This window comes from Caulobacter soli, assembly GCF_011045195.1.
GTDB lineage: Bacteria > Pseudomonadota > Alphaproteobacteria > Caulobacterales > Caulobacteraceae > Caulobacter > Caulobacter soli.
On sequence record NZ_CP049199.1, the window covers coordinates 1,055,536 to 1,075,717 of the forward strand.

Annotated in this window: 20 protein-coding genes; 9 read left to right on the forward strand and 11 right to left on the reverse strand. The window is 68.0% G+C overall.

The annotated features are described in order from the left end of the window. The first annotated feature begins 95 nt into the window (after positions 1-95). The gene (locus G3M62_RS05265) at positions 96-839 is read left to right on the forward strand and encodes a M48 family metallopeptidase (RefSeq protein ID WP_165185277.1); all 744 of its coding nucleotides are present in this window, start codon (positions 96-98) and stop codon (positions 837-839) included. Between the two features lie 24 nt (positions 840-863). Here the strand turns inward: G3M62_RS05265 and G3M62_RS05270 are convergent, their stop codons facing one another. Then, a complete protein-coding gene (locus G3M62_RS05270) occupies positions 864-1,652 on the reverse strand; it encodes a hypothetical protein (protein WP_165185280.1) in 789 nt (262 codons plus the stop codon). A gap of 197 nt (positions 1,653-1,849) precedes the next feature. Between G3M62_RS05270 and clpB the strand changes: the two genes are divergently transcribed. Both clpB and G3M62_RS05280 read left to right on the forward strand, forming a co-directional pair. Next, positions 1,850-4,444: an ATP-dependent chaperone ClpB gene (gene clpB / locus G3M62_RS05275; RefSeq protein WP_165185283.1), complete on the forward strand. Its 2,595-nt coding sequence runs from the start codon at positions 1,850-1,852 to the stop codon at positions 4,442-4,444. Positions 4,445-4,771: 327 nt separating this feature from the next. Beyond that, positions 4,772-5,341 (forward strand): OmpA family protein, encoded by a 570-nt coding sequence (locus G3M62_RS05280; RefSeq protein WP_165185286.1) that lies wholly within the window; start codon positions 4,772-4,774, stop codon positions 5,339-5,341. A 169-nt stretch (positions 5,342-5,510) separates the two neighbouring features. Here the strand turns inward: G3M62_RS05280 and G3M62_RS05285 are convergent, their stop codons facing one another. Together G3M62_RS05285 and G3M62_RS05290 are read right to left on the reverse strand one after the other, a co-directional pair. Continuing rightward, complete coding sequence (locus G3M62_RS05285; RefSeq protein WP_165185288.1) at positions 5,511-6,419, reverse strand: SDR family oxidoreductase; 909 nt, start codon at positions 6,417-6,419, stop codon at positions 5,511-5,513. A 41-nt stretch (positions 6,420-6,460) separates the two neighbouring features. Continuing rightward, the gene (locus G3M62_RS05290; protein WP_165185290.1) at positions 6,461-7,201 is read right to left on the reverse strand and encodes an SDR family oxidoreductase; all 741 of its coding nucleotides are present in this window, start codon (positions 7,199-7,201) and stop codon (positions 6,461-6,463) included. A 138-nt stretch (positions 7,202-7,339) separates the two neighbouring features. Between G3M62_RS05290 and G3M62_RS05295 the strand changes: the two genes are divergently transcribed. After that, positions 7,340-8,218: a LysR family transcriptional regulator gene (locus G3M62_RS05295; protein WP_205691948.1), complete on the forward strand. Its 879-nt coding sequence runs from the start codon at positions 7,340-7,342 to the stop codon at positions 8,216-8,218. A 130-nt stretch (positions 8,219-8,348) separates the two neighbouring features. Here the strand turns inward: G3M62_RS05295 and G3M62_RS05300 are convergent, their stop codons facing one another. The 3 genes from G3M62_RS05300 to bla all read right to left on the reverse strand — a co-directional run bounded on the left by G3M62_RS05300 (position 8,349) and on the right by bla (position 12,618). Beyond that, positions 8,349-8,990, reverse strand: coding sequence for a glutathione S-transferase family protein (locus G3M62_RS05300; RefSeq protein ID WP_165185293.1), 642 nt, complete (start codon positions 8,988-8,990; stop codon positions 8,349-8,351). A gap of 82 nt (positions 8,991-9,072) precedes the next feature. Beyond that, complete coding sequence (locus G3M62_RS05305; RefSeq protein ID WP_165185295.1) at positions 9,073-11,568, reverse strand: MASE1 domain-containing protein; 2,496 nt, start codon at positions 11,566-11,568, stop codon at positions 9,073-9,075. A 135-nt stretch (positions 11,569-11,703) separates the two neighbouring features. Then, a complete protein-coding gene (gene bla / locus G3M62_RS05310; protein WP_165185296.1) occupies positions 11,704-12,618 on the reverse strand; it encodes a class A beta-lactamase in 915 nt (304 codons plus the stop codon). Between the two features lie 94 nt (positions 12,619-12,712). Between bla and G3M62_RS05315 the strand changes: the two genes are divergently transcribed. Further along, positions 12,713-13,579: a LysR family transcriptional regulator gene (locus G3M62_RS05315; RefSeq protein WP_165185298.1), complete on the forward strand. Its 867-nt coding sequence runs from the start codon at positions 12,713-12,715 to the stop codon at positions 13,577-13,579. On the opposite strand, the gene G3M62_RS05320 is transcribed toward G3M62_RS05315, so the two are convergent. After that, complete coding sequence (locus tag G3M62_RS05320) at positions 13,576-13,845, reverse strand: GNAT family N-acetyltransferase (protein ID WP_165185299.1); 270 nt, start codon at positions 13,843-13,845, stop codon at positions 13,576-13,578. The genes G3M62_RS05315 and G3M62_RS05320 overlap by 4 nt on opposite strands. Before the next feature lie 71 nt (positions 13,846-13,916). On the opposite strand from G3M62_RS05320, the gene G3M62_RS05325 reads away from it, so the two are divergent. Beyond that, positions 13,917-14,504, forward strand: a complete 588-nt coding sequence (locus G3M62_RS05325; RefSeq protein WP_246263479.1) for a DUF3617 domain-containing protein — start codon at positions 13,917-13,919, stop codon at positions 14,502-14,504. A 123-nt stretch (positions 14,505-14,627) separates the two neighbouring features. On the opposite strand, the gene G3M62_RS05330 is transcribed toward G3M62_RS05325, so the two are convergent. Next, the gene (locus tag G3M62_RS05330) at positions 14,628-15,815 is read right to left on the reverse strand and encodes an acetyl-CoA C-acyltransferase (RefSeq protein WP_165185301.1); all 1,188 of its coding nucleotides are present in this window, start codon (positions 15,813-15,815) and stop codon (positions 14,628-14,630) included. Between the two features lie 218 nt (positions 15,816-16,033). Between G3M62_RS05330 and G3M62_RS05335 the strand changes: the two genes are divergently transcribed. The 3 genes from G3M62_RS05335 to G3M62_RS05345 all read left to right on the forward strand — a co-directional run bounded on the left by G3M62_RS05335 (position 16,034) and on the right by G3M62_RS05345 (position 17,424). After that, the gene (locus G3M62_RS05335; RefSeq protein WP_165191197.1) at positions 16,034-16,537 is read left to right on the forward strand and encodes a winged helix-turn-helix transcriptional regulator; all 504 of its coding nucleotides are present in this window, start codon (positions 16,034-16,036) and stop codon (positions 16,535-16,537) included. After that, entirely contained in the window at positions 16,534-16,746 is a 213-nt protein-coding gene (locus G3M62_RS05340) for a hypothetical protein (RefSeq protein WP_165185302.1), read from the forward strand. The genes G3M62_RS05335 and G3M62_RS05340 overlap by 4 nt, the downstream gene beginning before the upstream one ends. 123 nt (positions 16,747-16,869) lie before the next feature. Further along, complete coding sequence (locus tag G3M62_RS05345) at positions 16,870-17,424, forward strand: sugar transferase (RefSeq protein WP_246263619.1); 555 nt, start codon at positions 16,870-16,872, stop codon at positions 17,422-17,424. Position 17,425: 1 nt separating this feature from the next. Here G3M62_RS05345 and G3M62_RS26750 read toward each other — a convergent pair whose 3' ends face one another. The 3 genes from G3M62_RS26750 to G3M62_RS05355 form a co-directional block, all read right to left on the reverse strand. After that, positions 17,426-17,557: a hypothetical protein gene (locus G3M62_RS26750; protein WP_281360084.1), complete on the reverse strand. Its 132-nt coding sequence runs from the start codon at positions 17,555-17,557 to the stop codon at positions 17,426-17,428. Between the two features lie 313 nt (positions 17,558-17,870). Further along, positions 17,871-19,088 (reverse strand): tRNA 2-thiouridine(34) synthase MnmA, encoded by a 1,218-nt coding sequence (gene mnmA, locus G3M62_RS05350; protein WP_425483828.1) that lies wholly within the window; start codon positions 19,086-19,088, stop codon positions 17,871-17,873. Positions 19,089-19,258: 170 nt separating this feature from the next. Further along, positions 19,259-20,182, reverse strand: coding sequence for a flagellin (locus tag G3M62_RS05355; protein WP_165185304.1), 924 nt, complete (start codon positions 20,180-20,182; stop codon positions 19,259-19,261).

Here is a 20,182-nt window from a genome sequence, read left to right on the forward strand (position 1 = left end):
CCGGGTCTTCGCTGCGCTACGCCCGGGATGACAGCAGATGCGCGTGGGATTAGATGCAGAACGGCCATGACACTGGCCGACGTCGGGAAACATTCATGCGCCCCATTCCGCCGCCGGCCGCCGCCATCGCCGCCCTGGCCCTGTCGGCCTGCGCCTACAATCCAGACCTCGGCCGCCAGCAGATCGCCATCGTCGACGACTCCAGCCTGACCAAGGCCGGCGAGCAGGCCTGGAACGAGACGCTGAAGACCAGCAAGGTCAGCCCCGACAAGGCCGCCAACGCCCGGGTGCGCGCCGTGGGCCAGCGGGTGGTCGAGGCCGCCGGCCTGGGCGGCCGGCCGTGGGACTACGCGGTGTTCGAGGACGCTTCGCCCAACGCCTTCGTGCTGCCCGGCGGCCATGTCGGGGTGACCACGGGCCTGCTGAAGATCGTCGACAACGACGACCAACTGGCCGCCGTGATCGGTCACGAGGCCGGTCACGTCGTCGCCCACCACGCGGCCGAGCGGCAATCGCAGAACCTGACCTCCAGCCTGGTCCTGGGCGTGCTGGGCGTGGCCGCCGGCGGCGATGCGGGCCGGGCGATCTCAAGCTACGGCGGCGACGCGGCCAAGTACGGCTTCCTGTTGCCGTTCTCGCGCAAGCAGGAGTTGGAGGCCGACCGCCTGGGCGTCGACTTCATGCAGCGGGCCGGCTACCGCCCGCGCGAGGCGGTGATCCTGTGGGAGCACATGCAGGCCCAGGGAGGATCCAGCAGTCCGCAGTTCGCTTCAACCCACCCTTCGGACGCCAGCCGGATCGTGGCGCTGCAAAACTATATCGCCCAACGGGGGTGGTGAGACTTTGGCCGAGTTGCCTTCGGGCTAAGGTTTGACCGAAATCTCGGCCGCGCCGAACCAGACTTCGATCGTGCCCGGACGAATAGTCGGCGAGGCGGCATAGGCTCCGCCCATGTCGTTGGCCTTTGCCGGCAGGAGCGGCGAGGTCAGCTGGCTGTTGAGCAGCTTGGCGACTTCGCCAGCGACGGGGCAGTCGGATGGCAAGGGGCATCGCACGTCGGGGCTCTTGTTGCCCGGTACGAGCTCTATCCCGGGCACCACCAGCACCCGCTTTTGCGGAGTTTGCTGTTCCAGCCAGAGTTCAAGCTTTCTAGCCGCCGGGCGCTGATCCTCTCGGGAGATATGGAAGTAAACGCGCAACAAGTCGGCGGCTGGCGGCGCGGTCGGCGCCTGGCTCGCCTTCAACGCCTGGGTGGCGGCGTCGCGCGTTGCGGGATCAGTTGATTGGGTCTTGGCCTCCTGGAGCTGGGCGACCAGCGTGGGCGGCAGTTTGAGGCCGCCGTCGGAGCAGACCTGAACGAGTAAGCCGCCTAACGTCGCGATCCTCTGTCGCCGCTCTTCCTTGAGCGTCTCCGAGGTGCTGGATTCATCGAAAGCCTTGTCGAGATAGGTCATGCTATCGCTGACACAGCGTTGCGAGTTTTGGAGCAGTTGCTCGCTGGCGCGTCGCTGACCCTCGGCCGCCAGCCGATTGTCGTTGAACATCTGGGTGGCGACCAGGATCGCGACCGGAATAAGAAGGCCGCCGTAGCTGGCGATTGTTTTCGCGCGGGTCTCTTCGGTTCGAAGGCGCAGAGGGACTTCGTCGGACAAGACGCTCTCCCATAGGTTTCTATCTGTCAGTAAAATCAACTATTGAGAGAATTTTTCTCATAGTCAAGTTTGGAGGGATGATTTTCCAATGTGCTGGCGGCGCTTGTGTGGTGTTTCAGCAACACTATATGCCGCCTGACGTGGCCGGGCTCGTATGAGGCGGCTGAGTGTTGATCCGCCCATGGAGGGGATGCCGTATGAAGATTGATCTCTATTCCGACCGGGCCAAGTCCGCGGTCCAGTCAGCCCAGAGCCTGGCCCTGGCCAAGGGGCACCAGCAACTGGGGCCCGAACACCTGCTGAAGGTCCTGCTCGAGGAGAAGGACGGCCTGAGCCGCGCCCTGATCCAGAGCGCCGGTGGCCGGCCCGACGCCGCCGACGCGGCGACCGACGCGCTGCTGGCCAAGACCCCGCGCGTCGACGGCGCCGGCGGCCAGCTGTACATGAAGCCCGACACCGCCCGGGTGTTTTCGGCCGCCGAGGACGGCGCCAAGAAGGCCGGCGACGCCTTCGTCACCACCGAGCGCCTGCTGATCGCCATCGCCAAGGAAGGCGGCGACGCGGCCAAGATCCTGAAGGACGCCGGGGCCACCGCCCAGGGCCTGGAGACCGCCGCCGCGGCCGTCCGCAAGGGCCGCACCGCCGACAGCGCTTCGGCCGAGGAAGGCTATGACGCGCTGAAGCGTTACGCCCGCGACCTGACCCAGGCGGCGCGCGACGGCAAGATCGACCCGGTCATCGGCCGCGACGAGGAAATCCGCCGCACGATCCAGGTCCTGTCGCGCCGCACCAAGAACAACCCCGTCCTGATCGGCGAACCCGGCGTCGGCAAGACCGCCATTGTCGAAGGCCTGGCCCAGCGCATCGTCGAGGGCGACGTGCCCGAAAGCCTGAAGGACAAGAAGCTGCTGTCGCTGGACATGGGCAGCCTGATCGCCGGCGCGAAGTATCGCGGCGAGTTCGAGGAGCGGCTGAAGGCCGTGCTCGGCGAGGTCACGGCCGCCGAGGGCTCGATCATCCTGTTCATCGACGAGATGCACACCCTGGTGGGCGCCGGGAAGGGCGACGGGGCGATGGACGCCTCCAACCTGCTGAAACCCGCCCTGGCGCGCGGCGAGCTGCACTGCGTGGGCGCCACCACGCTGGACGAGTACCGCAAGCACGTCGAGAAGGACGCGGCCCTGGCCCGTCGCTTCCAGCCGGTGTTCGTCGGCGAGCCCACGGTCGAGGACACCGTCTCGATCCTGCGCGGCCTGAAGGAAAAGTACGAGGTGCACCATGGCGTGCGGATCTCGGACAGCGCCCTGGTCGCCGCCGCCACGCTCAGCAATCGCTACATCGCCGACCGCTTCCTGCCCGACAAGGCCATCGACCTGATGGACGAGGCCGCCAGCCGGGTGCGCATGGCGATCGACAGCAAGCCCGAGGAGCTGGACGAGATCGACCGCCGCCTGGTGCAGCTGAAGATCGAGCGCGAGGCCCTGTCCAAGGAAACCGACGCGGCCTCGAGGCAGCGCCTCGAAAACCTCGAAGTCGAAGTGGACGACCTGCAGTTCCGCTCCGACGAGATGACCGCGCGCTGGAAGGCCGAGAAGGACAAGGTCGGCGGCGCCGCCCAGGCTCGCGAGGCCCTGGACCGCCTGCGCGCCGACCTGGCCGCCGCCCAGCGGGCCGGCGACTTCGCGCGCGCCGGTCAGCTGCAGTACGGCGAGATCCCGGCGCTGGAGAAGCGCCTGGCCGACGCCGAGGCCGGCGAGACGGGCGCGGGGGCCGAGAAGGCCCTGACGCCGGAAGTCGTCGACGCCGAGCAGATCGCCGCCGTCGTCAGCCGCTGGACCGGCGTGCCGGTCGAGAAGATGCTGGAAGGCGAGCGCGAGAAGCTGCTGAAGATGGAGGACGCCCTGCGCGGCCGCGTTGTCGGCCAGGACGAGGCGCTGGAGGCGGTGTCCGACGCGGTGCGCCGCGCGCGGGCCGGCCTGCACGACCCGTCCAAGCCGATCGGCAGCTTCCTGTTCCTGGGCCCGACGGGCGTGGGCAAGACCGAGCTGACCAAGGCCCTGGCCGAGTTCATGTTCGCCGACGAACATGCGATCACTCGCATGGACATGAGCGAATACATGGAGAAGCACTCGGTCAGCCGCCTGATCGGCGCGCCTCCCGGCTATGTCGGCTACGACGAGGGCGGGGCGCTGACGGAAGCGGTGCGCCGGCGTCCATACCAGGTGGTGCTGTTCGACGAGATCGAGAAGGCCCACCCGGACGTCTTCAACGTGCTGCTTCAGGTGCTCGATGACGGCCGTCTCACGGACGGCCAGGGTCGGACGGTCGATTTCAGGAACACCCTGATCATCATGACCTCCAACCTGGGCGCCGAGTTCCTGGCCAACCAGGAGGACGGCTCGGACGTCGAGGAGGTGCGGCCTCTGGTGATGAACACGGTGCGCGGCCACTTCCGCCCCGAATTCCTCAACCGGATCGACGAGATCATCCTGTTCAAGCGCCTGTCGCGCTCGAACATGGGCGACATCGTCCGCATCCAGCTGCAGCGGGTGGACAAGATGCTGGCCGAGCGCCGCATGACCCTGGCGCTGGACGCCGAGGCCCTGCAGTGGCTGGCCGACAAGGGCTACGATCCGGTCTATGGCGCGCGCCCACTCAAGCGCGTGATCCAGAAGGACCTGATCGACCCGATCGCCAAGAAGCTGCTGGCGGGCGAGCTGGAAGACGGCGGCGTGATCGCCGTCGGCGCCGGTTCCGACGGCCTGGCGATCGACAAGGCGACGCTGCAGTAAGGTTCGTCGCCCTCGAATCCTGTACGGGCGCGTCCGATGGACGCGCCCGTTTTTCTGTCTGGCGAAGCGGGGAAAACGGGTCCAGGATGGCTTCTCAGTCCCCACATATCGCAAATATTTATCGGGAACCTTTGCCCGATTTCCGCGTACGCGCGCGTTACTTAGAAGCGGCGTAGAGACATGCCGAAGAATGGCTAAGTCTGTCTAGAACAGGCCCAGAATTCGCCTCTTTCGAATGTCGGTTTTCGACTGACGAAGCGCCGCTGATGGACTGTCGAACGGTCCAGCTTGGTGCTCGGTGTTGAAACAAGGTGGAAGGGTGTCCCCATGATTAGCATAAACTACAAGATGATGATGGTGAGCGCTCTGGTGGCCGGCGGGCTGTCGGTCAGCGGTTGCGCGACCAAGGGCTATGTCAACGATCAGGTCGGCGCGGTGAACACGCGGGTCGACAGCACAGACACCAAGCTGGCCGACGTGGACCGGACCAGCCAGGAAGCGCTGAAGCGCGCGACCGACGCCGGCAAGCTGGCCGAGGGCAAGTTCCTGTACTCGGTGGTGCTGAGCGATGACTCGGTGAAGTTCCCGCTGAACCGCCACGAGCTGTCGCCGGAAGCCGAACAGCGCCTGGCCGACTTCGCCAGCAAGCTGAAGGGCGACAACAAGAACGTCTATCTGGAAATCCAGGGCTTCACCGACGCCACGGGCAATCCGCAGTACAACGAGACCCTGGGCAACGAGCGGGCCGAGACCGTGCGCAAGTTCCTCAGCAAGCAGGGCGTGCCGCTGAACCGCATGGCGACGATCTCGTACGGCGAGGAAGATCCGGTCGCCCCGAACGACAACCCGGACGGCCGCGCCCAGAACCGTCGCGTGGTAATCCAGGTCCTGTCGTAGATCGCATTCGGGGACAGGCGCGCGCGCCTGTCCCCGTCTGTGCGTGCGCCCCGCTCCTCCCGGCGAATGTCGGGACCCAAGCTGACTTTCCGGACCTGTCGTGGAGGTGGGTCAAGTCGGTCGGTTTGGGTCCCAACCTTCGCCGGGGCGGGCGGGTTTTTCTTGGGCGTCAGCCCACGACCGCCGGGTGCAGCAGATCCTCCAGGCCGATCCGGCGATACATCTCGGCCCGCACCCGATCGGCCACGCCGTTGACTTCCTCGGCGCCGTCGCGCGACGGGTCGATGTGGACGCGGAAGGGGCGCTTGCCGAACGGCGTGTCGACGACCGCGGCGATGGCCTTGGCCACCTCGCCCGCGTCGGCGTCGGCCGGCTCCAGGGCGGCCAGGCCGTCCAGCGCCAGCTTGGCCACGCCGGCATAGGGGCCGTCTTCGTATTCCGCCGCCCGTGCTTCGTCGGCCGGCTTGCCGGAGTGGGCGAAGTGGTTGGTGCCCTTGGTGAAGGCGCCGGGCACGATGATCGAAGTCTCGATCCCCCAGCGCGCCAGTTCGGTCGAGTAGCTGACCGCCAGGCTGTCCATCGCCGCCTTGGCCGCGAAATAGGGCGACAGGTATAGAGGCGTGCCGCCGCGCGTCGAGCTGGACGACACCCAGACCACCAGGCCCTTGCCCTGCTTGCGCAGCTGCGGCAGGGCCGCGCGGTTCACCCGCTGGGTGCTCAGCACGTTGATGTCATAGAGCTGGGCGAACTGCTCGGGCGTGAAGGCCTCGGCCGGGCCAAAGCTCATGTGGCCGGCGTTGTGGACGATCACGTCCAGGCGCCCGTTGTCGGCGATGATCCTGGCGATCCCGGCCTCGACCGAGGCGTCGCTGGCGACGTCCAGCTCGACGGTGCGCAGGTCGACGCCGTGCTCGGCGGCGTAGCGGGCGATCTCGGCGACCTGGGGCGCGTTGCGGCCTTCGGTCTCGCGCATCGAGGCGTAGACGGTGTGGCCGGCGGCGGCCAGGGCCTTGGCGCTGAGCAGGCCAAAGCCGCTGGAGGCGCCGGTGACGACGATGATTTGGTTCGAAGTGGTCATGGCGATGATCCTTGAATGGAGGTGTCGGGGAGGGCGTGGGATCAGATGATCCCGCCGTTGGCGCGCAGGGTCTGGCCGTTGATCCAGGCTCCGTCCGGCCCGACCAGGAAGGCGATGGCGGCGGCGATGTCCTCGGGCTGGCCCAGGCGTTCCAGCGGGGCCAGCTTGGCCAGGCGGTCGACCACCTCCTGCGGCTTGCCGTCGAGGAACAGCTTTGTCGCGGTGGGGCCAGGCGCGATGGCGTTGACCGTGATGTTGCGGCCGCGCAGCTCCTTGGTCAGGACGCTGGTCATGGCTTCGACCGCGGCCTTGGTCGCCGCGTAGACGCCATAGGTCGGCTGCAGCAGGCCCACCACGCTGGACGAGACGTTGACGATCCGACCGCCGTCCCGCAGCCGCCCGGCCGCCTCGCGCAGGGTGTTGAAGCTGCCCTTCAGATTGACGGCGATCTGGCTGTCGAACAGGGCGTCGTCGCTGTCGGCGATCGTGGCCAGCTTCATGATCCCGGCGTTGTTGATCAGCACGTCGACGCCGCCGAAGGCCGTTTCCGCCGCCTCGAACATCTTGCGGACCGCCTCGGGGTCGGCGACGTCGGCCTGGTGGGCCACGGCCTTGCCGCCGGCCGCGTGGATCTGGCGGACCAGATCCTCGGCCGGTTGGGCCTTGCCGGCGTAGTTGACCACGACGGTGAAGCCGTCGCGGGCCAGGCGTTCGGAGACCGCCGCGCCGATGCCGCCCGAGGCGCCGGTGACGATCGCCACCTTGTGGGTTTGCTGGGTCATTTCGTCTCTCCAGGCCGACACCGCGTCGGCTGTGAGAGGAAGATGAGCTTTTGACTGACGGAGATAATCAGCCAATATTCGACAATATTATTCAGAATTGCGAATAATGGAGTCGCCACCCTGGATCGCTTCGACGCCATGCGCCTGTTCGTCCGCATCGTGGAGCGGCGCAGCTTCAGCCAGGCGGCGCTGGACCTGAACCTGCCGGCCTCGACGGCCACCGAGGGGGTCAAGCAGCTGGAGGCGCGGCTGGGCGTGCGCCTGCTGCAGCGGACCACACGCCATGTCAGCCCCACCCTGGACGGCGAGGCCTTCTACCGCCGCTGCCTGACCATTCTCGCCGAACTGGAAGACGCCGAGGCCGAGTTCAGCGACGCCAAGCCGCGCGGCCTGCTGCGGGTCGACGTGCACGGCACCCTGGCCCGCCATTTCCTGCTGCCGGGTCTGCCGGCCTTCCTGGCGCGCTATCCCGACATCCGCCTGCACCTGGGCGAGGGCGACCGACTGGTCGACCTGGTGCGCGAGGGCGTCGACTGCGTGCTGCGGGTCGGCGACCTGAAGGACAGCGCCATGATCGCTCGCCGGGTCGGGCTGCTGGACGAGGTGACCTGCGCCGCGCCGGCCTATCTGGAGAAGCACGGCGTTCCGACGACGCCCGAGGCGTTAGGGGCGGGCGGCCACGTGATGATCGGCTTCGTCTCGTCGGCGACCGGCGAGCACTTCCCGCTGGAGTTCACGGTCGGGGGCGCTTTGAAATTCATGACCCTGCCCACGGTGCTGTCGGTGACCGGGGCCGAGACCAACATCGTCGCCGCCCGCGAGGGCCTGGGGATCATCCAGATCCCGCGATACCACGCGAAGGCCGACCTGGAGGCCGGACGGCTGGTCGAGCTCCTGCCGGATTATCCGCCCAGTCCGACCCCGGTGTCGCTGCTCTACCCGCAGGCCCGCCAGATTCCGCTGAGGGTGCGGGTGTTCATGGAGTGGCTGACGGGGGAGTTCGCCCGGGTCCGCTGACGCCCCCTCCGTCACGATGCGTATTCGCATCGCGCCACCTCCCCCGCTTTGCGGGTGAGGAGGAAGCGGATCAGCCTCTCCTCCCCCGTGAAACGGGGGAGGTGGCGGGCGAAGCCCGACGGAGGGGGCGTCAGGCTTCCGCCGTCTCCTTCGCCGCCGCGATCAGCGCGTCGTCGATCTCGGCCGCTCGCTTGGCCGCCGGACGGGCGCTGATCCCGGCCCAGTAGGCCTCGAAGGCCGGGCGCTTCTCGATCGTGCCGAACATCATGCCCCAGCCGATTTGCGCGCCGACATAGACGTCCGCCGCCGAGAACCGGTCGCCAACGATGTAGGTCTTGCCCTCCACCGCGCGCTCCAGGGCGTTGAGGGTGTCGTCCAGGCAGCCATAGCCGGCCATGGCCTTGCGGTCGTCGGGCACGACGAAGCCCATCGACTTGTTGGTCACCGCCGACTCCACGGGCCCGCAGGCGAACATCAGCCAGCGATAATAGGTCCCGCGCTCGGGCGAGGTGACCGGCGGGGCCAGGCCCTTCTCGGGGAAGGCGTCGGCCAGATAGGCGCAGATCGCCGCGCCCTCGGTGACGGTCACGCCGCGATGGGTGATCGCCGGCACCTTGCCCATTGGATTGACCGCCAGATAGTCGGGCGCCTTCATCGACGAGGCGTAGTCGAGCACCACGGTGCGATAGGGCGCGCCGACCTCTTCCAGCATCCATCGGATGATCCGGCCGCGCGACATCGGGTTGGTGTAGAAGACCAGTTCGTCGCTCATGGCGGACCTCCCTGAAGGTGGCGCGATCCTAGCGCGCGCTCCCGGGTCCGCAATCTCGAAGATCGATGTTATTTCAAGGGCCTCAGGCCGCCTTGGCCGAACCCGCCATGGCGGTGTTCAGGGCGTCGACCAAGCCCGCGGCGGTCATCGGCTTGGACACCGAACCGTCGAAGACCCCGCCCGGACCGCCGGGGCGGGCGTCCGCCGAGAAGGCGATGATCGGGGTGCGGGCGTTGGGTCCGCCCTCGCCGCGAATGCGCTGGGCGGCCTGGGCGCCGTCCAGGCGCGGCATGCGCAGGTCCATCAGGATGGCGTCGTAGGGATCGGCGGCGGCCGCCGCGACGCCCTCCATGCCGTCCACCGCCTCGGCCACCTGGGCGCCCATGGCGGTCAGGATGGCGTTGACCAGCTCGCGATTGGCCGGATTGTCGTCGACGATCAGCACCCGGCAGGCGGGCGGCAGCAGCGAGATGGGCATCTCGCGCGGCGCGCTGTTCTCGGCGTGGGCCGTCGAGGGGGCGACGACGTCGAAGCTGAAGCAGGCGCCGCGACCAGGAATGCTGACGACGCCGATCTGGCCGCCCATCGCCTCGACCAGGCCCTTGCAGATGGCCAGTCCCAGCCCCGTGCCGCCGTGTTGGCGGGTCAGGCCGGCGTCCACCTGCGAGAAGCGGCGGAACAGCAGGTCGACGTCCTCGGGCGCGATGCCGGGGCCGGTGTCGGCGACCGAGACGCTGAGCCGTTCATGCGCCTGGTCGTAGGCGGCCGTCAGGGTGATCGAGCCGGCCTCGGTGAACTTCACCGCGTTGCCGATCAGGTTCAGCAGCACCTGGCGCAGCCGGCCGCCGTCGATCAGCAGGTCGGCGGGCAGATCGTCCAGGCCCTCGGCGCGCAGGGCCACGCCCCGCACCTCGGTTTGCAGCGAGAACAGGTCCAGCGCCTCCTCGATCAGCGGGGCCGGGGCGACGGGCTCGAGCTTCAGCTCCAGCTGGCCGGCTTCCAGTTTCGAGAAGTCGAGGATGTCGTTGATCGTCGTCAGCAACGCCTTGCCGCCGCTCAGCACCCGGCCGATGTAGCGCCGGCCGTCGGGCGACAGCTCCGGCTCGTCGTCGATCAGGCGGGCGAAACCCAGCACCGAGGTCAGGGGCGTGCGCAGCTCGTGGCTCATATTGGCCAGGAACTCGCTCTTCACCGCGACGGCGGCCTCGGCCTCGTTGCGGGCCTCGCGCAGCTGGCGCTCCATGGCCTTCTGCTCGGTGACGTCACGGACGATGTCGGTGATGCCGGTGACCTTGCCGGTCAGCGGATCGCGTTGCAGGCCGGGGCGGGATTCCAGCCAGATCACCTCGCCGTCCTTGCGGATCGCGCGGTATTCGACGCGGGTGGGTCCGTTGTCGTGATGGGCGGCCATGTGGGCGATCTGTTCGATGACGATGGCGCGCACCGCCTCGCGGTCGTCCTTGTGGACGATGAACATGCCCTCGCGGCCGACCAGTTCCTCGGCCGTGTAGCCGGTCATCTGCGCGCAGCCTGGCGAGGCGTATTGGATGATCCCGCGCATGTTGCTGTGGATGATCATGTCCTGGGCGTTCTCGGCCAGCTGGCGGAAGCGCGCCTCGCTGCGGACCACGGCGGCGTTGGCCTCGGTCATGCTCTGCAGCAACTGGCGGCGGTGCCGCTGGATCGAGGCCACGGGCAGGCTGATGAAGATCGCCACGGCCAGGAACAGCTGCAGCACGATCGCCTGGTCGGGCGAGCCGCTCGTCAGCAGGGTGATCGGGCCATGGCCGGCCATGGTGAAGATCACCGCCACGATGGCCACCAGGGTCGCGCTCAGCGCCGCGCCCAGCACTTCCAGCCGCCAGGCGACCAGCAGCATCATCGGCGGAACGATGAACAGAACGGGGCGCGACTGGGTGAAGACGGCGATGGTGACCACAAGCAGCACCAGCAGGCAGATGACGCCCGAGGCCGACAGCGGCCGCTCGCGCAGATAGTGGCGTATGCGCACCAGGGCCAGCAGGCAGGGGGTGATGGTCATCAGGCCCAGGATGTCGCCCAGGGACCAGACGCCGATATTGGCCAGCAGCACGCCGCCGCGCATGGCGGTGTGGATCGAGGCGGCGACCGCGCCGGTGCAGACCGGGGCGGCCAGGCCGCAGATCAGGGCGAAGGCGATCATGTCGCGCGCCCGGCCCAGGTCGACCTCCGCGCCGCAGACGCGGCGCATGCCCCAGCCGCAGAGGAAGATCTGGACGATGTTGCAGCTGACCAGCACGACGTTGACGGCCAGCAGGTCCTGGACGTGCGCGCCGGCCGCCAGCCCGCCGACCAGGCAACCCAGCAGCACGGCGGGCCAATGGCGGCTGCGGCACGACAGCAGGCAGGCCACGCCGAAGCCGTTCGACAGCCAGATCGGCGCGACCTGGCCGTAGTTGCGAGGGAATTCGACGCACAGATAGGCCAGCAGGGCGTAGCCGATCGCCGCGATCGCGGCGAGGCCCAGGGTCTTAAGAAGGTCGCGGCCGGTCCACTTGGGATTTAACCAGGTCGCGCCGGAAGAGGTCGTCTCTGTCATCACCCTGCTTTCGCGGGTCGCCCTGGCTTTGCTCAAGCTAGGGTGAACCGTACAGGACGAATAGGACGAAGGCCTTAAAGAACAGTGGCTTGCGACGCGGCTCATCGCCGCGCCCCTGAGGTTGTATTGGAATTTTTACGACCCGAATCCCGCCGCCGTGACCAACCGCGCGACCTCGGCGATCGCGGCGTTGCGGCCGTCGTCGTCCAATGTGGAGCGGCTCAGATAGGCGGTGATCAGCAGAGGTGATCTTCCCGATTTCGTAGGGGCGGGCGGCCAGATCACGGCGATGTCGTTGGTGGTGCCGATCCTGCCGTCGCCCCAGCTGCCGGTCTTGTCGCCGACCTTCCATCCCGGCGGGAGGCCGGCCCGCAGGCGCCTGTCGCCGGTCTGGTTGCCGACCAGCCAGGCCACCAGTTGCTGGCGCGAAGCGGGCGACAGGACCGAGCCCAGGGTCAGGGTGCGCAGGGTCGCCAGCATGGCGTTGGGCGAGGTGGTGTCGTGGATCTCGCCCGGCCGGACCACGTTCAGTTCGGGCTCGTAGCCGTCCAGGCGGGTGACCTTGTCGCCCAGGCCGCGCAGGAAGGCGGTCAGGGCCGGCGGGCCGCCGAAGGTGTAGAGCAGCACGTTGGCGGCGGCGTTGTCGCTGAGCGTGACCGTCGCCTCGCAAAGCGCGCCGACCGTCATGCCCTCGCCGACATGCTTCTCGGTGGCGGGCGAGTGCGCCAGCAGCACGTTCTTGCCGTAGACGATCCGGCGATCCAGCCGCTCCAGGCCCTGGTCCACTCGTTTGAGCACCAGGCCGGCGACCAGGGCCTTGAAGGTGCTGCACATGGCGAAGCGCTCGTCGCCGCGATAGGCGAAGGTCTTGCCGTTGGCGGTGTCCAGCACCGAAACGCCCAGCCGGCCGCCGCTGCGCGCCTCCAGGGCGACGATACTCCGGCTAATGCCGCTGGTTAGCCGCGCGGTCGCCGCCGAGGCGGCTGGGCTGGCCAGGGGCAGGGCGGGAAGCGCGGAAAGGGCCGTTAACACTTGGCGTCTGTCGATCATCGGATCCTCCATGACCCGGAAGATGGGCGACAGGTGGCCTTTCGATCAAACGATGATACTTGGGTCGAAACCCTAGAAAATTTTGGGTATCGAGATGAGCCGCGCGCAACTTCCCCTGAACGCCTTGCGAGCCTTCGAGGCCTCGGCCCGGCACCTGTCGTTCACGCGGGCGGCCATCGAGCTGTGCGTGACCCAGGCCGCCGTCAGCCACCAGGTGAAGGGGCTGGAACAGCGGCTGGGCGCCAGCCTGTTCCGTCGGCTGCCGCGCGGCCTGGCCCTGACCGACGAGGGCCTGGCCCTGTTGCCGGTGCTGCGTGACAGCTTCGAGCGGATGGGCGACGTGCTCGAGCGGTTCTCGGCCGGCCGGGTGATGGAGGTGCTCAGCGTGGGGGTAGTGGGCACCTTCGCGGTGGGCTGGCTGCTGCCGCGCCTGCCGGCCTTCCGCGAAGCTCACCCGTTCGTCGACCTGCGGCTGTTCACCAACAACAACCGCATCGACATCGCCGGCGAGGGGCTGGACTGCGCCGTGCGGTTCGGCGACGGGGCCTGGCACGGCACCCAAGCCGTACCGCTGTTCGCCGCGCCGATGACGCCCCTGTGCGCGCCGGCCGTGGCCGAGCGGTTGAAGTCGCCCGAGGCGCTGAAGTCCGAGGTGCTGCTGCGCAGCTATCGCGCCGACGACTGGCCCGACTGGTTCGCCGCGGCCGGCCTCACCCCGCCGCCGATCCGGGGGCCGGTGTTCGACAGCTCCTGGGTGATGGTCGAGGCGGCGATGCAGGGCGCGGGCGTGGCCCTGGCCCCGTCGATGATGTTCGCCCGCGACCTGGAGCAGGGCCGGCTGGTGCGGCCGTTTCCCCTGGAGGTCGGGTCGGGGATGTATTGGCTGACCTGGCTGAAGTCGCGCGCGGTCACCCCGGCCCTGGCGGCGTTCCGGGATTGGATGACCGAGCAGGCGGCCTAGGCGATGATCTCCGGATCGTTCCGCTTCAGCCAGGCCGCCGCGTAGCTGCACAGCGGCACGATCTTCATGCCTTCGCTGCGGGCGGTCTCGGCGACCTTGCCCATCAGGCGGCCGGCGGCGCCGGTGCCGCGCAGGGCGGGGTCGGCCTCGACATGGGGGATGACCAGGCGGTGGCCGCTGCGCTGGTAGTCGGCGAAGGCGAGCATGCCGTCGACCTCCAGTTCGTAGCGGCTCTTGGCGGGGTTGTGGCTGAAGGCGTCTGTCATGACTCGCATATGGGCTGGACGGCGCGCCGCGCCAGGGGTGTTATTCGACTGGGGGCTAACGCGCGAGCGAGGTGGGCGATGCGGGCTCCAGCAGCATTTGTGGCGTTTGGCATTTTGGCGGCCGTGGCCGCCTGCGGTCAAAAAAACAGACCAAGACGGCCGAAGCACCCAAGGCGGCCGTCGCGGCGACGCCGGACGCGCCGGCCCCGACCACCTGGCCCAAGCGCAAGCCGGGCCTGTGGACCCAGACCATGACCCTGAAGGCGCAGGGCTTCACGCGCAGCTTCCGCTTCTGCGTCGACGAGACCAGCGACGAGAAGATGGGCCTGGACACCCAGAGCGACGACAAGCGCTGCCGGCGCCAGTCGATGACGCGCGGCGTGGACGGTAGTTGGACGGTGGTCTCGACCTGCGACATGGGGGCGGCCGGCAGGAGCGACAGCACCATCCACGTCGCCGGCGACTTCAACACCCGCTACGTGATGGACGTCACCAGCACCACCACGGGCGCGGCCCAGCCGGCGATGAACGGCGAGCACAAGATGTCGATGACCGCCGAATGGTCGGGCGCCTGTCCCGCCGGCTGGACCGGCGGCGACGTCGAGATGCCGGGCGGCCGCAGGATCAACCTGGTGACGAAGGCGGTATCGGACGGGTAGGGGGCGTTCAGCGTGGTGCGTGGTCCTCGTCCTTCGACAGGCTCAGGATGAGGACCAATGCATAGGCTTCGACAGTCGAAACCTCATCCTGAGCTTGTCGAAGGATGAGGTTTTCGTCGCGCTCTAAACCAGCTCCACCGCCATCGCCGTGGCTTCCCCGCCGCCGATGCACAGCGCCGCCAGGCCCTTCTTGCCGCCTCGCGCCCGCAGGGCCGAGATCAGGGTGCACAGGATTCGCGCGCCCGACGCGCCGATCGGATGGCCCAGGGCGCAGGCGCCGCCGTTGACGTTCAGCTTGTCGGGATCGAAGCCCAGTTCCTGCTGGGCGATCATGGCGACCACGGCGAAGGCTTCGTTGATCTCGAACAGGTCGACGTCGGCGACCTCCCAGCCGGCCTTCTTCAGCGCCTTGCGCATGGCCGGGACCGGGGCGGTGGTGAACAGGGCCGGCTCGTGGGCGTGGGCGGCGTGGGCCACGACGCGGGCGACGATGGGCAGGCCCAGCCGCTTGGCCACGCTCTCGCGAGTCATGACCAGGGCGGCGGCCCCGTCGCTGATCGAGGCGGAACTGGCCGCGGTGACGCCGCCATCGCGGGCGAAGGCCGGGCGCAGGGTCGGAATCTTGGCCGGATCGGCCTTCAGCGGCTGCTCGTCCTGGGAGACCGTCTCCACGCCCTTGCGGGTGGTGACAGTCACCGGGGCGATCTCGGCCTCGAAGGCGCCCGACTCCACGGCCTTCTTGGCCTTGGCCAGGCCCTTGATCGCATAGTCGTCCATGGCGTCGCGGCTGAACTGATAGGTGGCGGCCGTGTCCTCGGCGAAGGCGCCCATCAGCTTGCCGGGCGTATAGGCGTCCTCCAGCCCGTCCAGGTACATGGAGTCCAGCATCTGGTCGTGGCCGATACGGGCGCCCGCGCGGTGCTTGGTCAGCAGGTAGGGGGCGTTGGTCATGCTCTCCATGCCGCCCGCCACGATGATCTCGGCGCTGCCGGCCGCCAGGGCGTCGTGGGCCATGATCGCGGCCTGCATGCCGCTGCCGCACATCTTGTTGACGGTGGTGGCCTCGACCGACAGCGGCAGGCCCGCGCCGACCGCCGCCTGGCGGGCCGGGGCCTGGCCCAGGCCGGCGGGCAGCACGCAGCCCATGAAGATCTGTTCGACCTGGTCGCCCGAGACGCCGGCCCGCTCGATCGCCGCCTTCACCGCCACGGCGCCCAGCTCGGTGGCCTTGGCCCCGGCCAGCGCGCCCTGGAAGCCGCCCATCGGCGTGCGGGCGAACGAGACGATGACGACCGGATCAGCGTTGGACATGCTTGAGCTCCACCCTGGGGATTTTGTGGCGAGATAAACCCTCCTCGGCGCGTCGAGCGCAAGGGTTCACGCAAAAAGCGGGTGATGGCGGAATGCGGATGTTCTCGCCATCGACCCGCAGTGCGCAACCGAGAGAGTCAATTGCTTTTGAAAACCTATACCCTTCGTCTGCAAAAGCAACCCTTGCATTCCCCGGCGGAAGGCTTCACCTTCCCGTGATGGGCCGCACCGCCGACTACACCAATGAACGCTGCTCGATCGCCGCCACCCTCGAGGTCGTGGGCGATCCCTGGACCCTGCTGATCCTCCGCGACGCCTTCCAGGGCGTGAAGCGGTTCGAGCAGTGGCAGGAGCGCCTGGGCGTGGCCCGCAACGTTCTGGCCGCCCGCCTCAAGAGCCTGGTGGCCAACGGGGTGCTGGAGCCGCGCCGCTACTCCGAGCGCCCTCCGCGCCAGGAATATGTGCTGACGCCGAAGGGCCGGGCCCTGTCGCCGGTGCTGCTGACCATGGCCGAGTGGGGCGACCAGCACGTCTACGGCCTGGGCAACGGCCCGGTGCATTTCGTGCACCAGAAGTGCGGCTGCGACTTCCACCCCAAGCTGGCTTGTGAAGCCTGCGGTGAAGTGATCGAGGGCCGAGACCTGACCCGTGTCGTCCATGAAGAACCGGGCCTGACGGTCGGCGAGGCCCTGGAGGCCTCGGCCAGGATCGCCGCCGAGTGAGCTATCGCTTCCACGTCCATCGCGCCAAGCCGGCCTACCGGCTGGTGACGGCGGACGGGGCGGGATTTCCGGATGGGGCCGATCCCGACGCGTGGCGCTTCACCCGCGCCCGCGAGCGCGCCGACACCAATCCCGACGTGGCGCGGCTGGTCGACGAGACCGGCTATTGCCTGTTCAAGATCGGCATGGGCTTCGACGAGATCGTTTGATCCACAGGTTTCGAAATCTATGTCGGAACCCCGACGCAACCTGGACGTTCTGAGCCATCGAACGCCCCTTTCCTACAGGGGCGCTCGGCGGGGGCGTCCTTGAGTACAGTGGGGTTGCGTTTGGTGGATGCGACGGGGCGTGTTGACGCGGTTGGCCCCGCCGGAAGCGTGTGCAAGCGGACGCTGGACCTGCTGGGCGCGGTCCTCGTTCTGGTCTTCTTCCTGCCGATCGGGCTGGTGATGATCACCGCCATTCGATGCAGTCGGCGCGGCCCGATCTTCACGCGAGAAGAAACCGTCGGTCTGAATGGCCGGACGTTCGGACGCTGGCGCGTGCACCGGCCGGCGGAGCGCGAAAGCGTGTTTGATCGTGTAATCTGGCTGGCGGGGCTGGGGGACTTGCCCTCGGCCGTTAATGTCATCGACGGCGACATGTCGTTGATCGGGCCGGGGCCGCAATCGCCCGCGCAATATGCTCACCTGAGCCAGGTGCGGCCGGACTATGCGCGGCGCTTCGAGGCGCGGCCCGGAATGATCCCGCCTGTCGCGGCGGAGGGCGAACCGACCTGGAGCGCCGAGCTGGACTACATCGCCCGGTGGTCGGTGTTCGTGGATCTGAAGGTGGCGGGTCTCTACGCGATCCAAGGCCTGTTCCGTGAGGAACAGGGCGCGGACTAGATCAGCGCGCGACGATCGCGAGCCCGACGATCAGGCTGGCCCACAGGCCGAGGTTGGTCAGGATTACGCTCAGCTTGGTCAGCGAGACGTGGCGATCGTGACGGGTCTTGTAGGTGTAGGCGGCGGTCGTCATCGGCCTTCAACTCCAAATTCTACAAACGCGTCAAAAACTTGGCGCGTGCGTACAGTAGATACGTCTACATGCCACAAAAGTTTCGTATGTCACTCGCCTCAGATGTGAATTTCGACCGTGGACGGCGATTATTTTGCTGAAAGTCTCTCGTCGATCGGCGATTTTTATCACGGGCGTCAAATAAGCATGTGAATTCGCCGGTTTTGCTGCTTTTTAAGGCGCTCGCGTCATGCGCTTGGGCGCGGGTTTTCTGACGGTTCAGCTGTATTCCGGATGTGGATTCGCGCGCGACCGGACCGCGTCAGGCAACGGTCTAGAGCGCGGCCCGTTCCGTCGCCACGATGAAGCCGCCGCCCAGCACGCGCTCGGGGTCGGCGGGGTCGTAGAGCACGCAGGCCTGGCCGGGGGCGACGCCTTCTTCCAGCACGTCGAACACCAGACGCGGTTCGCCATCCACCAGAGCCAGGCGGCCCGGGACGGGTTCGCGGGTCGAGCGCACGCGGGCCAGCACCGGCGCGCCATTGGCGGCGGCGGCTTCCAGGCTGTCTTCGGCGCCCAGCCAGTTGCCTTCCTTCAGCGACAGGGCCTGGGTCAGCAGCGCCTCGCGCGGGCCGACGATGACCTGGCGCTTGTCGGCGTCGATCCTGACCACGAATAGCGGGTCGCCCACGGCGATGTTCAGGCCCCGGCGCTGGCCGATGGTGTAGCGGGTGACGCCCTCGTGCCGGCCCAGCACGCGGCCGTCCATGTGCACCATGTCGCCGGGCAGGGCGCCTTGCGGCCGGATCCTGTCGATCACCGTGGTGTACTTGCCCTCGGGCACGAAGCAGATGTCCTGGCTGTCGGGCTTGTCGGCGATGGCCAGGCCCAGCTCGGCGGCCACCAGGCGCACGGTCGGCTTGTCCATGCCGCCCAGCGGGAAGCGCAGGAAGTCCAGCTGCTCGGCCGTGGTGGCGAACAGGAAATAGCTCTGGTCCTTGGCCGGGTCGGCGGCGCGACGCAGCTGCGGGCGATTGCCGCCAGAAGCCGGCATGGCGCGCTGGACGTAGTGGCCGGTGGCCATGGCCTCAGCGCCCAGGTCGCGGGCCACGTCCAGCAGGTCGCGGAACTTGACGGTCTGGTTGCAGCGCACGCAGGGGATCGGCGTCTCGCCGCGCAGATAGGCGTCGGCGAACTCCTCGATCACCTGCTCCTTGAAGCGGCTTTCGTAGTCGAGGACGTAGTGCGGGATGCCGATCCGCTCGGCCGCCATGCGAGCGTCCATGATGTCCTGGCCCGCGCAGCAGGCGCCCTTCTTGGCGATCGCCGCGCCGTGGTCGTAGAGCTGCAGGGTGACGCCCACCACGTCGTAGCCGGCCTTGGCCAGCAAGGCGGCGGTGACGGTGGAGTCCACGCCCCCGGACATGGCCGCCACGATCCGCGTCCCGACCGGCAGGCCGACGGCCGCGCGTGCCTGTTCGACCGCGCGGTCCAGGGCGGAGGTCGTGGTCACGGTGTCGAAGGTGGCGATGTCGGCGTCCATCGCGGCCATATAGCGAGTTGTGGCTGGTTTTGCGAGGTTTGGGGTGTCGCGGCGCGACCGTGCGTCCTTCGAGGCCCGCTGCGCGGTCGCCTCAGGATGAGGAATTCAGTACAGTCTTCCTCATCCTGAGGTGTGAGGCGAAGTCGAACCTCGAAGGGCGTAAGGCGTCTCCGCCGTCCCTACTTCAGCACGTTCAGCAGCGACGAGTTCTGCAGGCTCGCAAAGACCTGGGCCGAGGCCTGGACGGCCAGCTTGGCCGACTCCAGGCGGGTGACCGCCTCGGCCATGTCGACGTCGGTGATGCCGCCGACCATGGTCGTCAGGGTGTCGGCCTGGTTCGACAGGTCGGTCTTGGCGGTGTCGAAGCGCTTCTGGTTCAGACCGTTCTGGGCCTGGGCGGTGACCAGGCCGCTCTTGACGCCGTCGAAGACGGGCAGGAGGCCCTTGAGGAAGTCGCTCTGGGCCTGGGTCAGCTTGCCGGTGAACGGACCGTTGGCGTCGACATAGGCCTGGACCTGCTGGAAGGCGCCGTACACGCCCGTGCCCAGCTTGTCGGCCAGCTGGCCGGTGTCGACCGAGGTGGTGTCGTCGATACGGTTGCTGGTGATGTACTGGTCGTTCTGGAACAGCGAGGAGATCGGCGGGCCGGCGGTCAGATCGGCCATGCTGGTGGCGGTGGTCGGCTGGGTGTCGGACTTGGCGCCGGCGAAGACGTAGCGGCCGTTGAACTTGCTGTTGAGGCCCTGGATCACGTCGCCGAACGCGCCGTTCAGCTGCTGCATCATGGTCTCGGCGCTGCCGGCGGCTATGGCGTTGGCGATGGCGTCACGGGCGTCCTGGGTGGCGTCGGCGACCTGGCCGATGCCGACGTCCTGCACGTCCAGCCGGTTGGAGACCAGGGTGGTCTGGCCCAGGAAGCCGGCGACCTTGGCCTGGGCGGTCTTCATCGCCGTCAGGACCTCGGCGTTCTTGGAATAGCCCTTCAGGTCGTTGGCGTTCTTCTGGCTGGAGACCTGTTCGCCGGCGATGTTCTGCAGCACCTGGGCGCGCATCAGGTTGCTGGTCATCACGCCGAAATTGCCGGAGGTGGAGACGCGGGTCAT

Excerpts from the sequence above, each read along its gene's own strand:
- G3M62_RS26750 (WP_281360084.1), bottom strand. The coding sequence starts at position 17,557 with ATGACGACCGCCGCCTACACCTACAAGACCCGTCACGATCGCCACGTC.
- G3M62_RS05330 (WP_165185301.1), bottom strand. The coding sequence starts at position 15,815 with ATGTCCAACGCTGATCCGGTCGTCATCGTCTCGTTCGCCCGCACGCCG.
- G3M62_RS05335 (WP_165191197.1), top strand. The coding sequence starts at position 16,034 with ATGGGCCGCACCGCCGACTACACCAATGAACGCTGCTCGATCGCCGCC.
- G3M62_RS05300 (WP_165185293.1), bottom strand. The coding sequence starts at position 8,990 with ATGAGCGACGAACTGGTCTTCTACACCAACCCGATGTCGCGCGGCCGG.
- G3M62_RS05355 (WP_165185304.1), bottom strand. The coding sequence starts at position 20,182 with ATGACCCGCGTCTCCACCTCCGGCAATTTCGGCGTGATGACCAGCAAC.
- G3M62_RS05265 (WP_165185277.1), top strand. The coding sequence starts at position 96 with ATGCGCCCCATTCCGCCGCCGGCCGCCGCCATCGCCGCCCTGGCCCTG.
- G3M62_RS05285 (WP_165185288.1), bottom strand. The coding sequence starts at position 6,419 with ATGACCACTTCGAACCAAATCATCGTCGTCACCGGCGCCTCCAGCGGC.
- G3M62_RS05320 (WP_165185299.1), bottom strand. The coding sequence starts at position 13,845 with ATGACAGACGCCTTCAGCCACAACCCCGCCAAGAGCCGCTACGAACTG.
- G3M62_RS05280 (WP_165185286.1), top strand. The coding sequence starts at position 4,772 with ATGATTAGCATAAACTACAAGATGATGATGGTGAGCGCTCTGGTGGCC.
- G3M62_RS05290 (WP_165185290.1), bottom strand. The coding sequence starts at position 7,201 with ATGACCCAGCAAACCCACAAGGTGGCGATCGTCACCGGCGCCTCGGGC.
- bla (WP_165185296.1), bottom strand. The coding sequence starts at position 12,618 with ATGATCGACAGACGCCAAGTGTTAACGGCCCTTTCCGCGCTTCCCGCC.
- G3M62_RS05315 (WP_165185298.1), top strand. The coding sequence starts at position 12,713 with ATGAGCCGCGCGCAACTTCCCCTGAACGCCTTGCGAGCCTTCGAGGCC.
- mnmA (WP_425483828.1), bottom strand. The coding sequence starts at position 19,088 with ATGGCCGCGATGGACGCCGACATCGCCACCTTCGACACCGTGACCACG.
- G3M62_RS05295 (WP_205691948.1), top strand. The coding sequence starts at position 7,340 with ATGCGCCTGTTCGTCCGCATCGTGGAGCGGCGCAGCTTCAGCCAGGCG.
- clpB (WP_165185283.1), top strand. The coding sequence starts at position 1,850 with ATGAAGATTGATCTCTATTCCGACCGGGCCAAGTCCGCGGTCCAGTCA.
- G3M62_RS05305 (WP_165185295.1), bottom strand. The coding sequence starts at position 11,568 with ATGACAGAGACGACCTCTTCCGGCGCGACCTGGTTAAATCCCAAGTGG.